Annotated in this window: 16 protein-coding genes; 9 read left to right on the top strand and 7 right to left on the bottom strand. The window is 70.8% G+C overall.

The window, feature by feature from the left end; genetic code table 11:
- Position 1 precedes the first annotated feature (1 nt).
- Together M8C13_RS16725 and M8C13_RS16720 are read left to right on the top strand one after the other, a co-directional pair.
- The gene (locus tag M8C13_RS16725) at positions 2–1,543 is read left to right on the top strand and encodes a class I adenylate-forming enzyme family protein (RefSeq protein ID WP_252481530.1); all 1,542 of its coding nucleotides are present in this window, start codon (positions 2–4) and stop codon (positions 1,541–1,543) included.
- A 3-nt stretch (positions 1,544–1,546) separates the two neighbouring features.
- A complete protein-coding gene (locus M8C13_RS16720) occupies positions 1,547–3,073 on the top strand; it encodes a methylmalonyl-CoA mutase family protein (RefSeq protein WP_252481529.1) in 1,527 nt (508 codons plus the stop codon).
- On the opposite strand, the gene M8C13_RS16715 is transcribed toward M8C13_RS16720, so the two are convergent.
- From M8C13_RS16715 to M8C13_RS16695, 5 genes are all read right to left on the bottom strand, one after another.
- Complete coding sequence (locus M8C13_RS16715; protein ID WP_252481528.1) at positions 3,070–3,858, bottom strand: EI24 domain-containing protein; 789 nt, start codon at positions 3,856–3,858, stop codon at positions 3,070–3,072. The two genes, M8C13_RS16720 and M8C13_RS16715, sit on opposite strands and share 4 nt — an antisense overlap.
- Before the next feature lie 42 nt (positions 3,859–3,900).
- The gene (locus M8C13_RS16710; RefSeq protein ID WP_252481527.1) at positions 3,901–4,203 is read right to left on the bottom strand and encodes a hypothetical protein; all 303 of its coding nucleotides are present in this window, start codon (positions 4,201–4,203) and stop codon (positions 3,901–3,903) included.
- Between the two features lie 97 nt (positions 4,204–4,300).
- Complete coding sequence (locus M8C13_RS16705) at positions 4,301–4,747, bottom strand: hypothetical protein (RefSeq protein ID WP_252481526.1); 447 nt, start codon at positions 4,745–4,747, stop codon at positions 4,301–4,303.
- The gene (locus tag M8C13_RS16700) at positions 4,744–5,343 is read right to left on the bottom strand and encodes a hypothetical protein (protein ID WP_252481525.1); all 600 of its coding nucleotides are present in this window, start codon (positions 5,341–5,343) and stop codon (positions 4,744–4,746) included. Before M8C13_RS16700 ends, M8C13_RS16705 begins: the two co-directional genes overlap by 4 nt.
- Complete coding sequence (locus M8C13_RS16695; RefSeq protein WP_252481524.1) at positions 5,340–6,827, bottom strand: family 43 glycosylhydrolase; 1,488 nt, start codon at positions 6,825–6,827, stop codon at positions 5,340–5,342. The genes M8C13_RS16700 and M8C13_RS16695 overlap by 4 nt, the downstream gene beginning before the upstream one ends.
- A gap of 258 nt (positions 6,828–7,085) precedes the next feature.
- Here M8C13_RS16695 and M8C13_RS16690 point away from each other — a divergent pair, with 258 nt between their 5' ends.
- From M8C13_RS16690 to M8C13_RS16680, 3 genes are all read left to right on the top strand, one after another.
- A complete protein-coding gene (locus tag M8C13_RS16690; RefSeq protein ID WP_252481523.1) occupies positions 7,086–7,682 on the top strand; it encodes a TetR/AcrR family transcriptional regulator in 597 nt (198 codons plus the stop codon).
- 343 nt (positions 7,683–8,025) lie between these two features.
- The gene (locus tag M8C13_RS16685; protein WP_252481522.1) at positions 8,026–9,249 is read left to right on the top strand and encodes a lipase family protein; all 1,224 of its coding nucleotides are present in this window, start codon (positions 8,026–8,028) and stop codon (positions 9,247–9,249) included.
- A gap of 12 nt (positions 9,250–9,261) precedes the next feature.
- The gene (locus M8C13_RS16680; RefSeq protein ID WP_252481521.1) at positions 9,262–10,887 is read left to right on the top strand and encodes a long-chain fatty acid--CoA ligase; all 1,626 of its coding nucleotides are present in this window, start codon (positions 9,262–9,264) and stop codon (positions 10,885–10,887) included.
- Here the strand turns inward: M8C13_RS16680 and M8C13_RS16675 are convergent.
- The gene (locus M8C13_RS16675) at positions 10,872–11,105 is read right to left on the bottom strand and encodes a hypothetical protein (RefSeq protein ID WP_252481520.1); all 234 of its coding nucleotides are present in this window, start codon (positions 11,103–11,105) and stop codon (positions 10,872–10,874) included. The two genes, M8C13_RS16680 and M8C13_RS16675, sit on opposite strands and share 16 nt — an antisense overlap.
- 141 nt (positions 11,106–11,246) lie before the next feature.
- Complete coding sequence (locus M8C13_RS16670) at positions 11,247–11,897, bottom strand: TetR/AcrR family transcriptional regulator (protein WP_252481519.1); 651 nt, start codon at positions 11,895–11,897, stop codon at positions 11,247–11,249.
- A 136-nt stretch (positions 11,898–12,033) separates the two neighbouring features.
- Between M8C13_RS16670 and M8C13_RS16665 the strand changes: the two genes are divergently transcribed.
- The 4 genes from M8C13_RS16665 (at position 12,034) to M8C13_RS16650 (ending at position 18,796) form a co-directional block, all read left to right on the top strand.
- Complete coding sequence (locus M8C13_RS16665) at positions 12,034–13,140, top strand: M12 family metallopeptidase (RefSeq protein WP_252481518.1); 1,107 nt, start codon at positions 12,034–12,036, stop codon at positions 13,138–13,140.
- A gap of 2 nt (positions 13,141–13,142) precedes the next feature.
- Positions 13,143–13,577, top strand: a complete 435-nt coding sequence (locus M8C13_RS16660) for a PPOX class F420-dependent oxidoreductase (protein ID WP_252481729.1) — start codon at positions 13,143–13,145, stop codon at positions 13,575–13,577.
- Positions 13,577–14,314 carry a class I SAM-dependent methyltransferase gene (locus M8C13_RS16655; RefSeq protein ID WP_252481517.1) on the top strand — a complete coding sequence of 246 codons (738 nt, stop codon included), beginning with the start codon at positions 13,577–13,579 and terminating at the stop codon, positions 14,312–14,314. The genes M8C13_RS16660 and M8C13_RS16655 overlap by 1 nt, the downstream gene beginning before the upstream one ends.
- A 198-nt stretch (positions 14,315–14,512) precedes the next feature.
- Positions 14,513–18,796 carry a GH92 family glycosyl hydrolase gene (locus M8C13_RS16650; RefSeq protein ID WP_252481728.1) on the top strand — a complete coding sequence of 1,428 codons (4,284 nt, stop codon included), beginning with the start codon at positions 14,513–14,515 and terminating at the stop codon, positions 18,794–18,796.
- The last annotated feature ends 32 nt before the right edge of the window (positions 18,797–18,828 follow it).

Raw genomic sequence — 18,828 nt, 5'->3', positions numbered from 1 at the left:
GGTGGATGTCGGACGGGTGGTGGCCAGGGCCGCGCGGCGGTTCGGCGCGCGGACGGCGCTGGACGGGCCGCAGGGGCGGCAGAGCTTCGCCCAGCTCGGGGACCGGGTGGCGCGGCTGGCCAACGGGTTGCGCGGACTCGGCCTGTCCGCGGGTGACCGGGTGCTGGACCTCCAGACCAACCAGAACACCTACGTGGAAACGGATCTGGCGCTGGCCGCCGCCGGGCTGGTGCGGGTGGCGCTGAACTACCGGCTGCACCCCAGGGACTGGGAGCACATCGCCGAGGACTGCGGGGCCGCCGCGCTGATCTACGACGCCCGCTTCGCCGAGTCCACCGAGGCGCTGCGGGACGGGCTGGCCGGGCGGGTGGTGGTGATCGGCGACGGGCCGGGACTGGGCTACGAGAAGCTGATCGCCGGAGCGTCCGGGAGCTGGCCGTCCACCGTGGCCGACGCGGATGCCTTGGTGTCGTTGAACTATTCCTCGGGAACCACCGGTCGGCCCAAGGGCGCGCAGCGCACGCACCGGAACCGGCTGGCCAGCGTGGTGAACATGACCGCGGACGTGCTCGGCGAGATCCCCGGCGGCGCGGACACCTACCTGCACGCCGGGCCGATCACGCACACCAGCGGCCTGTTCGTGCTGCCCTTCCTGGTCTCCGGCGCGGCGCAGCTGATCCTGCCGCAGTGGGACCCGGCCGCGGTGCTGGAGGCGGTGTCCCGGCGCGGGGTCACGCACACCGCGCTGGTGCCCACGATGATCGCCCGCCTGCTCGCCCTGCCCGAGTGCGACCGGAAGACCATGCGCGGCCTGAAGATGCTCGGCTACGCCGGTGCGCCGATGCCGCCGGAGCAGATCCGGCAGGCGCACGACCGGATCACGCCGAACCTGGTGCAGTACTACGGCCTGGTGGAGGCCATCCCGCCGGTCACCGTGCTCGACGCCGCCGACCACGCCGCCGGCCTCGGCAGGCAGCCGGACCTGCTGACCTCGGCCGGGCGGCCCGCGTTCGGGGTGGAGGTGCGGGTGGTCGACGAGGACGGGCGCGACCTGCCACCGGGCGAGATCGGCGAGGTGGTCACCAGGGGCGAGCACGTGATGCGCGGGTACTGGCAGTCCGGGCGGCGCACCGACCTCGGCAAGAGCGTCCGGGAGGGCTGGCTGCACACCGGCGACCTCGGGCGGCTGGATGAGACCGAACGGCTGTGGCTGGTGGACCGCAAGGGCGACATGATCATCTCCGGTGGGTACAACATCTACCCGCGCGAGGTGGAGGACGTGCTGGCCGAAGTGCCCGGCGTGCACGAGGTCGCGGTGGTCGGCATGGCCGATCCGGACTGGGGGCAGCGCGTGGTCGCCGCCTACACCGTCCACAGTGGAGCGTCAGTGGACGAGGCCGCGCTGCTGGCGCACTGCCGGGACCGGCTGGCCGCCTACAAGAAACCCAAGGAGCTGCACCGCGTCACCAGCTTCCCGCTGAACTCCACCGGGAAGATCGCCAAACAGGTGCTGCGGCGCACGCTCACCGAGCGGGAGGGCTGAGCCGTGGTGGAGCGCCTGCGCCCGGACTACGCGCCGGAGGGCGCCGAGCGACCCGGCGAGTTCCCTTACACCAGAGGGGTTTCCGCCGAGCCCAAGCCGTGGATCATGGGCCAGTACGCCGGTTTCGGCACGCCCGCGGCCAGCAACCGCCGGTTCCAGCAGCTGCTGACCGCGGGCGTCACCGGGTTCAGCGTGGCCCTGGACCTGCCCACCCAGCTCGGCCTGGACTCCGACCACCCCCTCGCGGCTGGCGAGGTCGGCCGGGTCGGCGTGGCCATCGACTCGCTGGCCGACGTCGAGACGCTGATGGACGGGATCCCCCTGGAACGCATCAGCCAGGTGCGCACCACCGCCAACTCCATCGGCTACGTGTGGGCCGCGATGTTCCTGGCCCTGGCCAAACGACGCGGGGTCGACCCGAGCTCGTTCGGGCTGTTCATCCAGAACGACGTGCTCAAGGAGTTCATCGCGCGCGGCACCCAGATCTTCCCGCCCGAAGCCTCCTTGCGGCTCGCGGTGGACGTGATCGAACACCTGTCCCGGCACGCCGCGCGCTGGGTGCCGCTGGCGATGAGCGGCTACCACATCCGCGAGGCCGGTGCGGACGCAGTGCAGGAGATCGCCTTCACCTTCGCCAACGCGCGCGCCTACCTGGACGAGTGCGTGCGGCGCGGGCTCAGCGTGGACGCGGTGGCCCCCTCGCTGTTCACCTTCCTCTCCAGCAACATCGACCTGCTGCGCGAGGTGGCCAAGTTCCGCGCGGCGCGGCGGGTGTGGGCCCGGCTGACCCGGGACGTCTACGGGGCCCAGGACCCGCGCTCGCACCAGCTGCGGATCTTCGCCTTCACCGCGGGATCGTCACTGACCGCGCAGCAGCCGCTGAACAACGTCGCCCGCACCACCGTCGAGGCCACCGCGGCCGCACTGGCCGGGGTGCAGACCCTGCACGTGTGCGCCTACGACGAGGCCCTGGGCGTGCCCACCGAGGCCGCCGCGACGCTGGCCCTGCGCACCCAGCAGGTGGTGGCCTTCGAGACCGGCCTGACCGAGACGGTCGACCCGCTGGCCGGGTCCTTCGCGGTGGAGTCGCTGACCGACGAGCTGGAACAGCGGATCTGGGCGCTGATGGGCGAGATCGAGACCAGGGGCGGCGCGCTGGCCTGCATCGGCTCGGGCTGGTTCCAGCGCGAGCTCTCCGACGCCGCCTACCGGCACGCGGTGGAGGTGGAAAGCGGCGAGCGCCCCGTGGTCGGGGTGAACCTGTTCCCCTCCGCCGCCGAGCCCCTGGAGGTGTTCGCGGTGGATCCCGGCGCGGAGGCCGAACAGGTCGCGGCGGTGCGCCGGGTCCGCGCCGAACGCGATGCCGAGGCGGTCGAGCGGGCCCTGGACGAGCTGAGCGCCGCCGCCAAGGCCGGGGCGAACGTGGTCCCCGCCTGCGTGACGGCGGTGGAGGCCTACGCGACCGTGGGCGAGATCGTGGACCGGTTGCGCGAGGTGCACGGCCGCTGGACGCCCACCACCGCGTTCTAGTGTCCCGAGTCCTGGCGGCGGGACAGCGCCTCGCGGGCCAGCAGGGTGGCGCTGATGAACGCGATCGGCATGGCCAGGATGGACACGAACGGGATCGCGCACAGCAGGTAGGCCGGCACGCCCAGCCCCAGCACCATGCCCCGGTGCCGGCGCAGGATGCGGTGGCGCTGCTTGAGGGTCAGGCCGCGGCGGGTGAACGGCACCGCGGACAGCTCCAGCGCCAGGATCCAGCCGCCCACACAAGCCACGATGACCGGGATGACGGTCTGGCCCACCACCGGGATGAACCCGGCGAACAGCAGCGGCAGGTTCAGCAGCACGGCCACCGCGACCAGCAGGATCGAGTCGCGGATGCCCAGGAACAGCATGCGGCCGAAGGAGGCCTTCTCCGCGTCCGGGACGCCGCCGAGGCTGTCCTCGACGGTCTCGGAGATGTGCTCGTAGAACGGGCCGCCGACGACCAGGGTGATCGCGGTGAAGGCGACCACGCTGACCGCGATCGCGCCCAGCACCACGGCCAGCCCGGCGACGAACCTGGTGGCCTTGCGCAGCCATTCCGACCAGTTGTCCGCGAACGGGGTGAACCAGGTGGCCAGGTCACCGGCCCAGTAGCCGAGGGTGATCAGGCCGCCGAGCATCAGCGCCGTGGTCAGCACCGCCGGGATGGCGCCCAGGAGCAGCAGCTTCGGGTTGCGGAAGGCGATACCCACGCCGCGGCCGAAGAAGCCGAGGCCGGTGAGGATGCCGCGGGCGCCGGTGGTGGCAACCTGGGCTGGATGTGACATACCGGTCATCGTAGGGGTCGCCACATCCAGCCAGGGCGCGAGTCAGGCCTCTTCGTCCTCTTCGGCCTCGGGGTCGTACTCGGCGACCTCGCCGTCCCAGCCGACCTCGACCAGCTCGATGCCCGGGGCCTCGTTGACCACGGCGAAGGGGTCGATGAAGTACGACAGGGCGTCCGCCGGGTCGGACTCCAGCGCGGCGATGGCCTCCGCCCTGGCCTCCTCCGACACCTCGGTGTCGGCCTTCAGCTGCTCCAGCGCAGCCGCCTTCAGCTCACCCTCGTCGGTGAGCTCCACGATCAGCTCAACGTTCAGCCGGATGTACCGCGGCGCGGTCTCGGTGCTCATGGGCAGAACATAGGCCACGCCGCCCCGGCCGCTTCGGCTGGGCTGCCGGTCACGTCGCCGCAGGTCGGAGGCTTGACCCCGTCAGGTGAAATCCCGGCTAACGGGCTTGACGCGGGGCCTGGGAGGGGGTTCGGCGGAGCTCGGCGAGCAGGTCCGCGCACTCATCGGGGCCGAGGGTGCCGAGGGTGGCGGCGAGGGTCTCCAGGGCCGCGGTCAGCGGGTCGGGCAGGGCCGCGGTACGCAGGGCGGCGAAGGCGGCGGTCTGCTGCCTGGTGGGCGTCTCCCCGCCGGGGACCACGGTGGTGGGCACCGCCGGGTCGGCGAGCAGGCGTTGCCCGGCCGCCCGCCAGTCCTGGAACGGCTCCGCGCCCTGAGCCAGGGCCGCCAGCGCCGAGGCGATCCACTCGATCTCGGCCAGCCCGGCGGCCGCGCAGGCCTGGTGCGCCAGCCGCACCGCCAGCGCGCGCTGCCCCGCCGGATCCGCCGCGATCGCCTCGGCCACCGCCCGGTGCTCGCGGACCACCTTGCGCGCGTTGCCCTTCATCCCGAGCAGCGCGGCACTGGGCGGCTCCCCGCCCCACCGCCGCTGCTCCTCCCGGCGTGCGCGCAGGGCAGCGGCGACCCGCTCCTCGGCGGTCCGCCGCAGTTCCTCGGCGGCCACCTCTCCGGCGTGGGCGGCGGCGGCAACGAGCGGGCGAACTCGTGCCAGTAGGCGCCTTTGGTCACCCTGAGCACCGCGTCCGGGGCCGGGGCGCCCGGCCAGAACTGGAGCAGGTACCGGTCCTCGCCGCCGCAGTAGCGCACCCGGTACTCCCCCGGCGGCAGCGCCAGCGGGTACCAGCGCCCGCCCCACTCGCTGAGCCCCGGCTGCTCGCCGGTCAGCGTGCCCGAGACCTCGACCACCTCGGCCCAGTCCGCGGCCACCGGCGGCTCCCGCTCGTGCAGCTCGATCCGCAGCGCCACCGTCCCGGTGTGCCGGTCGGTGATCAGGAACAGCGACTCCGGCGCCGCCGCCCCGCACAGCCCGTTGGCCTGGCCGCGGAAGTGCTCGCCCAGGTCCAGGCCGTCGGGGCTGTCCCGGTTCACCAGGTACAGCTGCCCGTAGTGCACGGAGACGTCCGCGTCGAACAGCACGGTCACGGCAGGGGCACCGGGTCGTGCGCGCCGGCCGCGGTGCCGAAGACCGGCTGGCCCGCGGAGTTGAACGACAGCGGCTGCAACCAGATGCTGCGGCCCGGCCACCCGGTGCCCGCCTGGAGCCTGGCGTGGTAGGTCAGCCACCAGCTCCCGTTCACCTCGAGGAACCCGTTGTGCCCAGGGGCGATCGAGGTGTCCTGGCCGGCGAAGACGCAGCCGCCGGACTTGGACCAGGCGCTCGGCTCCACCGGGTCGCCGTTGAGGGTGAGCAGGCCAAGGCAGTAGTCGTCGGTCCAGCTGGCGTTGGCGGAGAAGGACATGAACAGCTGGCCGCGCGGGCCGAAGATCGGTTGCGGGCCTTCGTTGAGCAGCACGTTGGCGTGGTTGGGCTTGGTCTCCCAGCCCTGCGTCGGCGAGGCGATCTTGACCCGCGGCCCGGCCGGGGTCATCGGATCGTGCATCTTGGCCACGTAGATGTGCTGGACCTCGTTGGCGTTGCCGTAGTCGCGGTCCCAGCCGGACCAGGTGTAGTAGCCCTGACCGTCCTTCTCGAACCACGCGCCGTCGATGGCCCACTGCCCGTCCGGCAGCGGCTGCTCACCCAGGTAGTCGTACGGACCCGAAGGATCGTCGGTGCGCCCGCGCAGCGCGAACATCCGGTGGCTGCGGCCGTTGCCGACGTCGGAGGCGCCGGTGAAGAAGATCCACCACTGGTCGCGGATCCGCTGCAGCTCCGGCGCCCACACCTCGGTGCAGGCCGCGCCGGGGCACGGCGGGTGCCGCCACAGCGTGGTCGGCGGCGCGTCCCGCAGGCCCTCCACCGAGGCGGACTTGCGGATCACCAGGTCGTGGTTGTTGTACTGGTCGCCCTGCAACAGGTAGTAGGTCCCGTTGTGCCGCACCATGGCCGGGTCGGCGCCGGGCTCCAGCAGCGGGTTGTAGAAGACGCCGGAGATCAGTGGCGAGCCGCGCTCGAAGGTCGCGTCCGCCTTGAACAGCGCGCTGCCGTCGTTGTCGGCCAGGTACAGCTCGCCGAAGGCGTGCCGCAGGTAGGCGTTGCCGAACTGGAAGGCGCGCAGCGAGATCGCGCCGCTACTGGCCAGCCCCGGCACCTGGCAGAAGGTGGCGTCCTCGCGGAAACCCCGGTTGTCCTCGAAGGCGGCCAGCTTGGCCCGGCCGTTCTGGTGCCGCAGGTAGTGCCGCTTGTAGTTGCGCGACTCCAGGGACACGCAGTCACCGGCCAGTCCGGGCACCACGGTCCAGGTGGCATCCGCGCGCGCCCACTCCGGGCTGTTCGGGTAGATGTCGTCCACCCGGCCCAGGTAGTGCGCGTGCCGGATGTAGCCGTTCGGGATGTTGAAGGCCCGCAACGACACGTGGGTCGGGGCCTGGTCCGCCTGCGCGCCCGCCGAGGGCAGCGGCGCGAGGCCGAGGGCCAGCAGGATGGTTCCCAGTGCCGCGATCAAGCGCGAACGTGGAGTGCGCATCGCCAACCCCCCTTTGGTCGGGCGTGCCGCCTGTCGGACCATGGTAGGTAGCCAGACGGCGGGGCTGTAGCGGCCATCCGGTGGCTCTGGCGTCCACGGTAAGCGATCGGGGCCGGTTCGCCTTGCCACGCCACGGCAACTTCTCGATCACGGCCAACGCGCCCGACCGGCAGTTTCGGCATACAGTTTATTCAGTACACTCGCACTGGTACCGGACACTGGTGTATTCGTTCGGTAACCAACAGGAGGGGTCAGCCGGTGCCCAAGGTCGTCGATCACGAACAGCGGCGCCGCGAACTGGGCCGCGCGCTGTGGCAGGTGATCCGGCAGCACGGCATCGACGGCGCCTCGGTGCGCAGCGTGGCCCGCGAGGCCGGCTGGTCGCCGAGCTCGGTGCAGTACTACTTCACCACCCAGGCCGAGCTGGTCTCCTTCGCCATGCGGATGATCTCCGAGGTGCTCCGCCGCGCCCCCACCCGCCGCACCCTGCCACCGGACCCCAGGGACGCCGCGCAGGAGACCCTGGAACGCATGCTGCCGATGGACGCCGAGATGCGCGCGGTGGCCGAGGTCTGGGTGGCGTTCCTGTCCCGCACCCTGGTCGACGACGAGGCCCGCCGGATCAACCGGGGCGGTCACGAGCACCTGTCCCGCACCTGCCGCAGGCTGCTGGACGACCTCGCCGCCCACGACCTGCTCGCCGACGGGCTCGACCTGCGACTCGAGGTGGACCGGCTGCACATGCTGATGGACGGCATGGTGCTGCACGCGGTCACCGCCCCGGACCTGATGCCACCGGAACGCCTGCGCGCCACCCTGCACCGCCACCTGACCAGCCTGTTGGTCAAGGACTGACCGGGCACGACCGCGGGACGATTTCGATTTCGCGCGCCCGCGACGGAAGCCGCCATTCCGGCACCACACCCTGACGCGGCGCGCTTTGCGCACCGCCCGGCCGACCGTCCACTTTCCACCTCGCCCGGCTCGGCCGACCTCCCGCTTTCTGCCCCGCTGCGCCCGCCCTGTTGATCGAATGCGACAACGGCGTCGCTTTTTGGGCAGACCTGCCTCACAAAACCGCCTAAAAGCCCCTTTTCCGGCACATCCGGTCAGGCCCCTTGTCAGTTAACGCGCCAGTAGGTACGGTCCGTTCATCTGGCAACAGCCCTTATCAGACGCCCGGAGAAAAGGGGCGAACATGTCCAGTAGTTCCCGTCGTCGTGCGCTGCTGATCACCCTGTTCACCACCGTCCTGACCCTCGCCACCACGGTCACCGCCATTCCGGCAACCGCCGCGACCGCGGGAATCCCGCTCCCCTCCGCCGACCCCTTCTACCGCCCACCGGCCCCCTTGCCGCCGGTGGCCGCGGGTGACGTCCTGCGCTCCCGCCCGATCACGGCCAAGGCGCTGGTGCTGCCCTTCCCGGTCCGCGCCTGGCAGGTGCTGCACCGCTCCACCGACAACCAGGGCCAGCCGAACGCGGTGGTGGCCACCGTGCTGGTGCCGCACTCGCCCTGGACGAACGGGCCACGACCGTTGGTGGCCTACAACATCGGCACCCACGGCCTGTCCTCCAACTGCGCGCCCTCGTTCTGGTTCCGCGCCGGGATCGAGTACGAGCTGGCGCTGATGACCATGGCCCTGCTCAAGGGCTGGGCGGTGGTGGTCAGCGACTACGAGGGCTCGGCGACCACCGGCCCGCACACCTACACCGCCGGACGCCCCACCGGACACGCGGTGCTGGACGGAATCCGTGCCGCACAACGACTTTCGGAAGCGGGACTGGATCCGAAGGGACCGGTCGGCATCTGGGGCTACTCCGAAGGCGGCCTGGCCACCTCCTGGGCGGCCGAGCTGCAACCGGGGTACGCGCCGGAGCTCAACGTGCGCGGGGCGGCGGCCGGCGGAGTGCCCAGGGACATCGGCAACGTCGGGTACAAGATCGACGGCGGCCCGTTCTTCGGCTTCTTCCTGGCCGCGGCGATCGGGCTGGACCACTCGCACCCGGAGATGAAGCTGGAGTCGGTGCTCAACGCCAAGGGGCGCAAGGCTTTCGCCGAGGTCCGGAACATGTGCCACGCGCAGTGGACCCCGCCGTACGCCTTCCACCGGATCAGCGAGTTCACCGAGGTGCCCGACCCGATCCAGCTGCCTCAGTTCCAGAAGGTGTTGGAGCGCAACAGGTTGGGCACCGGCACCCCGGCGGTCCCGGCCTACGTCTACCAGTCGGTGAACGACGAGTTCATGCCGATCAACGACGCCAAGCAGCTGGTGCGCGGCTGGTGTTCCCGCGGCGTGCGGGTGCAGCTGCGGGAAAGCCTGCTCAGCGAGCACATCAGCCTGGCCGTGACCGGTGCGCCCGGCGCGGTGTCCTGGCTGGCCGACCGGTTCGCCAACCGGCCCGCGCCGAGCAACTGCTGAAGGGAGACCGACGTGACGCGGACCTATCCCGCGATCGCCGAGCTGGCCGTCTGGGCCGGCGCGACCTACGGCGACGCGCCCGCCCTGCGGTTCCACCGGGACGGTGACTGGCAGGAGATGTCCTACGCGGAGCTCGCGGGAGCGGTCCGCGCCACGGCGGACGGCTTGACCAGTATCGGCATCGGGCCCGGCGACCGGGTCGCGGTGCTGGCCGAGACATGTCCTGAATGGACAGTGGCCGACCTGGCCATCGCCAGCGTCGGCGCGGTGCTGGTGCCGGTGTACCCGACCAACTCCGCGCCGGAATGCGCCTGGGTGCTGGGCGACTCCGGCGCGAAGCTGGTGCTCTGCGGCAGCGCGGAGCAGGTGGACCGGGTGGCCGCGCTCCGCCCGGAACTCCCGCTGCTCCAGCACATCGTCGCCTTCACCGAGACGCCGGGCGCGGTGTCGCTGGCGGAGCTGCGCGCGCGAGGGGTGCGCGCGGCCCCGGCCGAGCCCGAGCTGAACACGATCATCTACACCTCCGGCACCACCGGCCCGCCCAAGGGCTGCCTACTCACCGAGCGGAACTGGCGGGCCTCGCTGACCGCGATCGGCCCCCTGGTGCGGGTCGGGCCCGGGGACGTGATGTTCCTGTACCTGCCGCAGGCGCACCTGTTCGCCCGCATCGTGCAGTTCCTGACCCTGAGCCATGGCGCGACACTGGGCTTCTTCCGCGGCGACATCCGGCAGCTGCTGCCCGACCTGGCCGCGCTGCGTCCGACCATCCTGCCTTCGGTGCCCAGGCTGTTCGAGAAGGTGCACAGCACCGTGCAAGGTCTCGGCCTGCCGCCGGAGCAGGTGCCGGAGATGGTGCGCGCGGCCCTCGGCGGGCGGCTGCGCGAGGGGCTCTCCGGGGCCGCGCCGATCGCGCCCGCGGTGCTGGAGTTCTTCGCCGACTGCGGGATCCCGGTGTACGAGGCGTACGGGATGACCGAGTCCACCGCGCTGATCAGCGGCAACCACCCCGGGGCGTGGAAGTTCGGCACCGTGGGCCGGCCGTTCCCCGGCATCGAGGTGCGCATCGCCGAGGACGGCGAGGTGCTGGCCCGCGGCGAGAACGTCTTCCCCGGCTACCACAACAACCCGGCCGCCACCGCGGAGACCGTGGTCGACGGCTGGCTGCACACCGGCGACCTCGGCGCGCTGGACGAGGACGGGTTCCTGCGGATCACCGGGCGCAAGAAGGACATCATCATCACCGCGGGCGGCAAGAACCTCACGCCGGCGAACCTGGAGAACGACCTGCGCGGCTGCCGCTGGATCTCCCAGGCGGTCATGCACGGCGACCGCCGCCCCTACCCGGTCGCGCTGATCACCCTGGACCCGGAGGAGCTACCGCACCTGGCCCGCGAGCTGGACCTCACCGGCGAGCCCGCCGAGCTGGCGGCCCACCCCAAGGTGCGCGCGGTGATCGAGCAGGTGGTCGAGCAGGCCAACGCCAACTATGCGCCGCCGGAGCGGATCCGCCGGTTCGCCTTGCTGGGCAACGACTTCAGCGTGGAGACCGGCGAGCTGACGCCGACGCTGAAGCTGCGCCGCGCGGTGGTGGCGGACCGGTACGCGGCCGAGCTGGACGCGCTCTACCGGGAGACCTGACCTCCTGGCAGGGCCGCGCCGAGCGTGCCCTCGACCACCCGGTCACGCTCGGCCGCGGGCTGCCGCCACCAGCCCGAGCAGCCGTGCACGCACGGATGCCGCAACTGCCGCAGCACCAGCGATCCGCCCGGCCCCGGTTCGGGCTGGGTCCACTCGAAGTAGCCGGTGCCCCGGCAGAGGTTGCACTGGCCCTCACTGGTGGCCGGGAATGTCGCCAACTCCGCCACACCTCCTACAGGCCGAGTAGTCGGCATCGGGGATGGTGCCGGATCCGTGGCATTCAGGACACAGCTTCATACGCACGAGCATTCAGGATCTGCGAACGCACACAACAACATCGCGGCAATTTGCCATGCAATTCATCCGGAAGTGGAGAGTCCGTCCGCCACGGATGCGGTGGCAATACGCGCGATTTCCCTAGTGATGTCCTCGATTGGAGTAATGCCGCCGAGCACCGACCAGTGGTGCACCAGCTCGTTCACCGCGCCCATCAAGGCGATCGCGGTCAGCCGGAAGTCCCGGCGGGTGGCCTCGCCGCGGGCCACCGCGCGCTCGGCCTCGGCCACCAGCAGCTCGATCCAGCGCTCCCGCCAGCCGGCCCGGTACCGCTCCACCTCGGCGCTGACCCCGACCACCTCCACGTAGGCGACCCTGGCCAGCCTGGGGTCCTGCGCGGTGACGTCGAGGTAGGTGCGCACGGCCAGCCGGACCCGCTCCACCAGCCCGGCCTCGGGCAACGCGGCAAACGCTTCCCGCACGGCGCCGATCGCGGTCGTGTTGACCCGGTCGTGCAAGGCCATCAGCAGGGCCTCCCGGCTGCCGAACTCCTCGTAGAAGTTCCGGGTGGACACCGCGGCCCGCGCGCACAGCCGCTCGATGGAGGCGGCGGCGTAGCCCTCGGTGCCGAAGAGTTCCAGCCCGGCGGCGAGCATGCGCTCCCTGCGCTCGGCGCGGCGGTCGGCCGCCGAACGTCCGGCGTAGTCCCGTCGGGCGAGCGGTCCCGCGCCCATGACCCTCCTCCGGCTGAGGCTGCCCGGTCACTGTACCGACCAAGCTCCGCGCCGCTCACTCCGATGGCGGGCACCGGATCGCGGGTCGCGCGCTGACCATGGAGGTACGGCCGCGATCGCGAGGGAGGGCGCTGACATGCCCGAAGAGGACAACGCCATCGAGTTCCGCTACTGCGGCCTGCGTCCCCAGCCCGAGCCCTCGATGCCGGAGGGGCTGAACCTGGAGCGGGTGCGCGCGATCGTGCGGACCAGGTCCAAGTGGGCCAACGGAACCGTGCTGCACTACTACTTCTTCGACCGGGACACCGACGGCGAGCAGGTGCGCCTCAGCGACGGCAGCACCAGGTTCGTCTCCTGGGTGGGCGCGCAGGAGCAGCGCGAGGTGGTGCGGCGGGCCTTCGCCACCTGGCAGGAGCTGGGCATCGGGCTGCGGTTCGAGGAGGTGCCCGACCGCGCCCAGTCGGAGCTGCGGATCGGGTTCATGGACGGCGACGGCTCCTGGTCCTACGTGGGCCGGGACGTGGTGCTGCACGCCGGGGTGAACGACCGGACGATGAACTTCGGCTGGGACCTCACCGCCGACGACTACGGCATGACCACCGCGCTGCACGAGATCGGCCACACCATCGGTATGCCGCACGAGCACCAGAACCCGTTCGCCGGCATCGAGTGGGACGAGGCGAAGGTCTACCAGTCGCTGTCCGGCCCGCCGAACTTCTGGGACCGGCAGACCATCTTCCACAACATCCTGCGCAAGCTGGCCACCGACGAGGTCACCGGCTCGGCCTGGGACCCGGACTCGATCATGCACTACGGCTTCGGCCCCGGCCTGATCCGCCAGCCCGCCCAGTACGCGGGCGGCATCCGGCCACCGGGCGTGCTTTCCCCGGTTGACAAGGAGTTCGTGCGCAAGTGGTACCCCGCGCCCACCGGCGAGCCTGCCGCGCTGGAGCACCTCAAGACGGTGCAGCTGGAGCTGACCGCGGGCCAGCAGGCCGACTTCGTGATCACCCCGCCGGCCACCGCGAAGTACCAGATCGGCACCTTCGGCGGCAGCGACTCGGTGCTGGTGCTCTTCGAGGAGGTCGACGGGCAGCCGGTGTACCTGGCCGGTGACGACGACAGCGGCACCGACCTGAACGCGCTGATCGAGGCGAAGCTGTTGCAGGGCAGGCGTTATCTGGTGCGGCTGCGGCTGTACTACTCGTGGAGCTTCGGCGGCGTCGGGCTGATGTACTGGTGAGCATGGAGCTGAGCCCGCAAGTGCGGGAGTGGCTGGCCAGGCCGCTGTTCTGGCACCTGGCCACCCTGAACGCGGACGGATCGCCGCAGGTCACGCCGATGTGGGCGGAGGCGGACGGGGACAGGGTGCTGGTGAACACCGCGCTGGGCCGGGTCAAGGAGGAGAACCTGCGGCGCGATCCCCGGGTCTCGCTGTCGGCGACCTCGCCGGAAAACCCGTACGACCGGGTGGAGATCCGTGGCACCGTGGTGGCGTTCGTGACCGGCGAGACCGCGGAGGCGGGGATGGACCGGCTGGCGCGCAAGTACGTGGGCACCGAGCGCTTCGAGTGGCGCATCCCGGGTGAGCGGCGGGTGATCCTGGTGATCGAGCCGGTCAAGGTCCGCCGCACGGTCGGCGTGGAACCGTTCCGGCCGGGAGTGCTGGAGCGTCCCTGATGCCCGAGTTCGACGCCACCGGCCTGTTCGACCAGGACTACCTGGACCTCTACGGCGCGGACCTGGACGCCCGCGCCGACGCCGAGGCCGACCTGCTCTGGCGGCTGCTCGACCTGCGCCCCGGCATGACCGTGCTGGACCTGGCCTGCGGGCACGGCCGCCTGAGCAACCGGCTGGCCAGGCGCGGCTGCCGGGTCACCGGGCTGGACATCACCCCGGTGTTCCTGGACCGGGCCAGGGCGGCGGCGGCCGGAAGCGGACTCCAGGTCGACTACGTGCTCGGCGACATGCGTGAGCTGCCCTGGACGGGTGAGTTCGACCGGGTGGTCAACTGGTTCAGCTCCTTCGGCTACTTCGCCGACGCGGACAACCGGCGGGTGCTCGCCGAGGTGCGCCGGGTGCTGCGGCCGGGCGGGCGGTTCGCGCTGGAGACCATGCACCTGGTCTGGCTGCTGCGCGACTTCCGCGAGTCGGTGCGCCGGGAGCTGCCGGACGGGACCGTGGTGCTGGACGAGCACCGGCTGGACGCCCTGGCCGCCCGGTCGGTGGGGCGGCGGACCGTGTCCAGGAACGGCCAGGACCGGGTGGTCAGCTACTTCATCCGGCTCTTCGCCTACCCGGAGCTGGCCGACTGGCTGCGCGCCGCCGGCTTTGCCCAGGTCGCCGGGTTCGGGCCGGCGGGCGAGCCGCTGACCGCGGAGTCGCGGCGGCTGATCGTGGTCGCGGACAGCCGCTGAGGGTTGAGCCGTCCGGCCTCTTCACCCGGCGGAGAGGTGACAAGACCGGACGAGTTTCTTGACATCGATGTCACAACCAAGTTTCGCTTTCGTCCGGTTGTGCCGGGTCGAGTCCAGCACAGCCGTCCGCACCCCCCGACATCCAGGCGGAGGACTCGAAGCGTGAGAACCAAAGTGCGAGCGGCACGATCACCGATGATGCTGGTCTGCGCGAGCATCGTGGCGCTGAGCCTGGCCGGTTCCCCGGTCGCACTGGCGGCGCCACCGGAGACAGACCAGGGGCAGCCAGTGGAGGGCACCTCGTTCGCCACCTCGTTCGAGGCGGGCGACATCCAGCCGACGTGGACCGACACGCCGGAGACCGGGCCGGACGGCAAGCCCAAGGCCGCCGGGGTGACCGGCGCGGACTCGGTGAGCATCCCGGGCAGCGTCAACGACAAGATCACCGCGACCGCGGCCAGCGCGGAGAACACCGCAGGCGGCGAGGTCAGGGACAACCTGTTCGACGGCAGCCTGTCCTCGAAGTGGCTGGCCTTCGAGCGCACCGGCTGGGTCTCGCTGACCCTGTCCGAGCCGATCCCGGTCAATAAGTACGCGATCTCCTCGGCCAACGACGCGGCCGAGCGGGACCCGCGGGACTGGACCCTCAAGGGCTCTGACGACGGCGCCAACTGGACCACTGTGGACAGTCGGACCGGGCAGGCCTTCGCCAAGCGGCACGAGACCAAGACCTTCACCCTGGACAACACCACGGCCTACCGGCACTACCGGCTGGACATCACCGCCAACAACGGCGCGCCGATCATCCAGCTGGCCGAGCTGCAACTGGCCGGGCCGAGCACCGGCGAGTTCCCGCCGCACATGCGCACCGTGCCGGGCAAGGGTCCGGCCGGTGGCTACAACGTGCGCAACAACAGCGGGTTCACCGGCGTACGCGCCTTCCGCTACCTGGGCACGCACGAGGCCAAGGGCCGCGGCTACTCCTACAACAAGGTCTTCGACGTCGACATCCAGGTCGGCCGGGACACCGAGCTGTCATACCTGATCTTCCCGGAGTTCGTCTCGGGCGACCTGAACTACCCGAGCACGCACGCCGCGATCGACCTGGCCTTCGCCGACGGCACCTACCTCAGCGACCTCAAGGCCACCGACCAGCACGGGTTCGAGCTGTCCCCGCGCGGGCAGGGCGCCTCGAAGGTGCTCTACACCAACCAGTGGAACCTGCAGCAGTCGGTGATCGGCAAGGTGGCCGCGGGCAAGACGATCAAGCGGATCCTGCTCGCCTACGACAACCCGAACGGTCCGGCCAGCTTCTCCGGCTGGGTGGACGACATCCGGATCGGCGCCGCGCCGAAGATCAACGCCTCCCGGCCGTCGGACCACGTGATCACCACCAGGGGCACCAACTCCAGCAGCTCGTTCTCCCGGGGCAACAACTTCCCGGCCACCGCGGTGCCGCACGGCTTCAACTTCTGGTCCCCGATGACCAACGCGGGCACCACCAGCTGGCTCTACGAGTACGCCAAGGCCAACAACCCACAGAACCTGCCCACGGTGCAGGCCTTCACCGCCAGCCACCAGCCGAGCCCGTGGATGGGCGACCGGCAGACCTTCCAGGTGATGCCCTCGGCCGAGGGCACGCCGAAGCTGGACCGGGCCGCGCGGGCGCTGCCGTTCAAGCACGTCAACGAGACCGCGCGGGCGCACTACTACGGCGTGACCTTCGAGAACGGGATGAAGACCGAGATCGCACCGACCGACCACGCGGCGCTGTTCCGGTTCACCTTCACCGGTGACACCTCCAGCCTGCTCTTCGACAACGTCAACAACAACGGCGGCCTCACCCTGGACCCGGCCACCGGCACGGTCTCCGGCTTCTCCGACATCAAGAGCGGCCTGTCCACCGGCGCCACCCGCCTGTTCGTGCACGCCACCTTTGACCGTCCCGCGGTCGCCGGCGGCAAGCTGACCGGGGCCGGGCGGGACAACGTCACCGGGTTCCTGCGCTTCGACACCCCGGCCGACCAACGGACCGTGACCATGCGGATCGCCACCTCGCTGCTGAGCGTGGAGCAGGCCAAGAAGAACCTGGCCCTTGAAGTGTCTACTTCGGACACCTTCGACTCGGTGAAGGAACGCGCGCAGGCCGAGTGGGACAGGCAGCTGCGGGTGATCGAGGTCGAGGGCGCCACCCAGGACCAGCTGCACACCCTGTACTCCAACCTCTACCGGCTGTTCCTGTACCCGAACTCCGGGCACGAGAACGTCGGCACCGCGACCAAGCCGGTGTACAAGCACGCCTCGCCGGTGGCCGCGCCCACCGGTCAGGACACGCCGACCCAGACCGGCGCGAAGATCGTGGACGGCAAGATCTACGTCAACAACGGGTTCTGGGACACCTACCGCACCACCTGGCCCGCCTACTCGCTGTTCACGCCGAAGAAGGCCGGCGAGCTGGCCGAGGGCTTCGTGCAGCAGTACAAGGAGGGCGGCTGGGTCTCCCGCTGGTCCTCCCCCGGCTACGCGAACCTGATGGTGGGCACCAGCTCGGACGTGGCCTTCGCCGACGCCTACCGCAAGGGCGTGACCAACTTCGACGTGCGCGCCGCCTACGACGCCGCGGTGAAGAACGCCACCGTCGCCCCGCCGAACCCCGGCGTGGGCCGCAAGGGCCTGGACACCTCGGTGTTCCTGGGCTACACCTCCACCGCCACCGGTGAGGGCATGTCCTGGGCACTGGACGGCTACATCAACGACTACGGCATCGCGGTGCTGGCCAAGACGCTCTACGACGAGGCCAAGCCGAACGACCCGCGCCGCAAGGAGTTCAAGGAGAACCACGAGTACTTCCTGAACCGGGCGCAGAACTACGTCAACATGTTCGACTCCCGGGTCGGCTTCTTCCAGGGCCGCAAGCCCGACGGCAGCTGGCGGGTCGAGCCGGCGAAGTACGAGCCGCGCGAGTGGGGCCACGACTACACCGAGACCAACGGCTGGAACATGGCCTTCCACGCCCCGCAGGACGGTCAGGGCCTGGCCAACCTCTACGGCGGCCGGGACAAGCTGGCGGCCAAGCTGGATGAGTTCTTCAGCACCCCGGAGACCGCGGAGTTCCCCGGCTCCTACGGCGGCATCATCCACGAGATGATCGAGGCCCGCGATGTGCGGATGGGCCAGTACGGGCACAGCAACCAGCCCTCGCACCACATCACCTACATGTACGACTACGTCGGCCAGCCGTGGAAGACGCAGGAGAAGGTGCGCGAGGTGCTGTCCCGGCAGTACACCGGCTCCACCATCGGCCAGGGCTACGGCGGTGACGAGGACAACGGCGAGCTGTCCGCCTGGTGGCTGTTCAGCGCGCTCGGCTTCTACCCGCTGCAGATGGGCAACCCCAGCTACGCCATCGGTTCCCCGCTGTTCACCAAGGCCACGGTGAACCTGGAGAACGGCAGGAAGCTGGTGGTGAAGGCGCCGAAGAACAGCCTGCGCAACGTCTACGTGCAGGGCCTGAAGGTCAACGGCCGCGACTACGGCAAGACCCACCTGCCGCACGAGCTGATCGCCAGCGGTGGCACCCTGGAGTTCGACCTGGGCGACAAGCCCTCGAAGTGGGGCACCGGAAAGGACGCCGCCCCGCCGTCGATCACCGAGGGCAGCGCGCCCCCGGCCCCGCTGCGCGACGCCGAGGGCACTCGCACCGCTTCGACCGGTCTGGACGCGTTGGTGGACAACAGTTCGGCGACCGAGACCGCGTTCAACGGCAGTGGCTGGGTGCAGTTCCAGCCGAAGACGCCGACCGAGCCGGTCAGCTTCTACACCCTCACCTCCGGCAAGGCCGCCGGTGACCCGGCTGGCTGGGTGCTCAAGGGCTCCTACGACGGCAAGAACTGGGCCGTGGTGGACGAGCGCAAGAACGAGAAGTTCGCGTGGCGGCAGCACACCAAGGCGTTCAAGGTGGCCAAGCCCGGCCGGTACAGCCAGTACCGCCTGGAGCTGACCGGGACCGCGGGCTTCTCGGTGGCCGAGGTCGAGTTCCTCGGCAAGCCCGCGGCCAAGGCGGACAAGGAGATCACCGGTAAGCACGAGGGGCCGCTGACGGTCACCGGGGGCGTCACGGAACTGCGGGACGCCGAGGTCACCGGCCCGGTGACGGTGGCCCCCGGCGCCACCCTGCGCGCCTACGGCAGCACGATCAGCGGCCCGCTCACCGCCACCGGCGCGGGTGCGGTGATCCTGTTCGGCAGCAAGGTCTCCGGCCCGCTCAGCGTCACCGGCACCACCGGCGAGCTGAGCATCGAGACCACCCGGATCGAGGGCCCGGTGACCCTGGTCGGCAACACCGCCGAGCAGGCTCCGGTGCTCTCGGCCAGCGGGGTCCAGGGGCCGATCACCTGTGCGAGCAACAACCCCGCGCCGGTGGACAACGGCTTCGACAACACCGGCGAGGGTCCGCGGACCGGCCAGTGCTCGGAGCTGTGAGGCGCTGAACACCGGAAGGCCCCTCCCACGGC

It is taken from the genome of Crossiella sp. SN42, from assembly GCF_023897065.1.
Classification (GTDB): Bacteria; Actinomycetota; Actinomycetes; order Mycobacteriales; family Pseudonocardiaceae; genus Crossiella.
This window is presented reverse-complemented; position numbering and strand designations above follow the sequence as displayed.

Bases quoted from the DNA above. Each gene is read 5' to 3' on its own strand.
- M8C13_RS16660 (WP_252481729.1), top strand. From the start codon at position 13,143: ATGGAGCTGAGCCCGCAAGTGCGGGAGTGGCTGGCCAGGCCGCTGTTC.
- M8C13_RS16665 (WP_252481518.1), top strand. From the start codon at position 12,034: ATGCCCGAAGAGGACAACGCCATCGAGTTCCGCTACTGCGGCCTGCGT.
- M8C13_RS16715 (WP_252481528.1), bottom strand. From the start codon at position 3,858: ATGTCACATCCAGCCCAGGTTGCCACCACCGGCGCCCGCGGCATCCTC.
- M8C13_RS16710 (WP_252481527.1), bottom strand. From the start codon at position 4,203: ATGAGCACCGAGACCGCGCCGCGGTACATCCGGCTGAACGTTGAGCTG.
- M8C13_RS16670 (WP_252481519.1), bottom strand. From the start codon at position 11,897: ATGGGCGCGGGACCGCTCGCCCGACGGGACTACGCCGGACGTTCGGCG.
- M8C13_RS16705 (WP_252481526.1), bottom strand. From the start codon at position 4,747: ATGAAGGGCAACGCGCGCAAGGTGGTCCGCGAGCACCGGGCGGTGGCC.
- M8C13_RS16685 (WP_252481522.1), top strand. From the start codon at position 8,026: ATGTCCAGTAGTTCCCGTCGTCGTGCGCTGCTGATCACCCTGTTCACC.
- M8C13_RS16695 (WP_252481524.1), bottom strand. From the start codon at position 6,827: ATGCGCACTCCACGTTCGCGCTTGATCGCGGCACTGGGAACCATCCTG.
- M8C13_RS16655 (WP_252481517.1), top strand. From the start codon at position 13,577: ATGCCCGAGTTCGACGCCACCGGCCTGTTCGACCAGGACTACCTGGAC.
- M8C13_RS16650 (WP_252481728.1), top strand. From the start codon at position 14,513: ATGCTGGTCTGCGCGAGCATCGTGGCGCTGAGCCTGGCCGGTTCCCCG.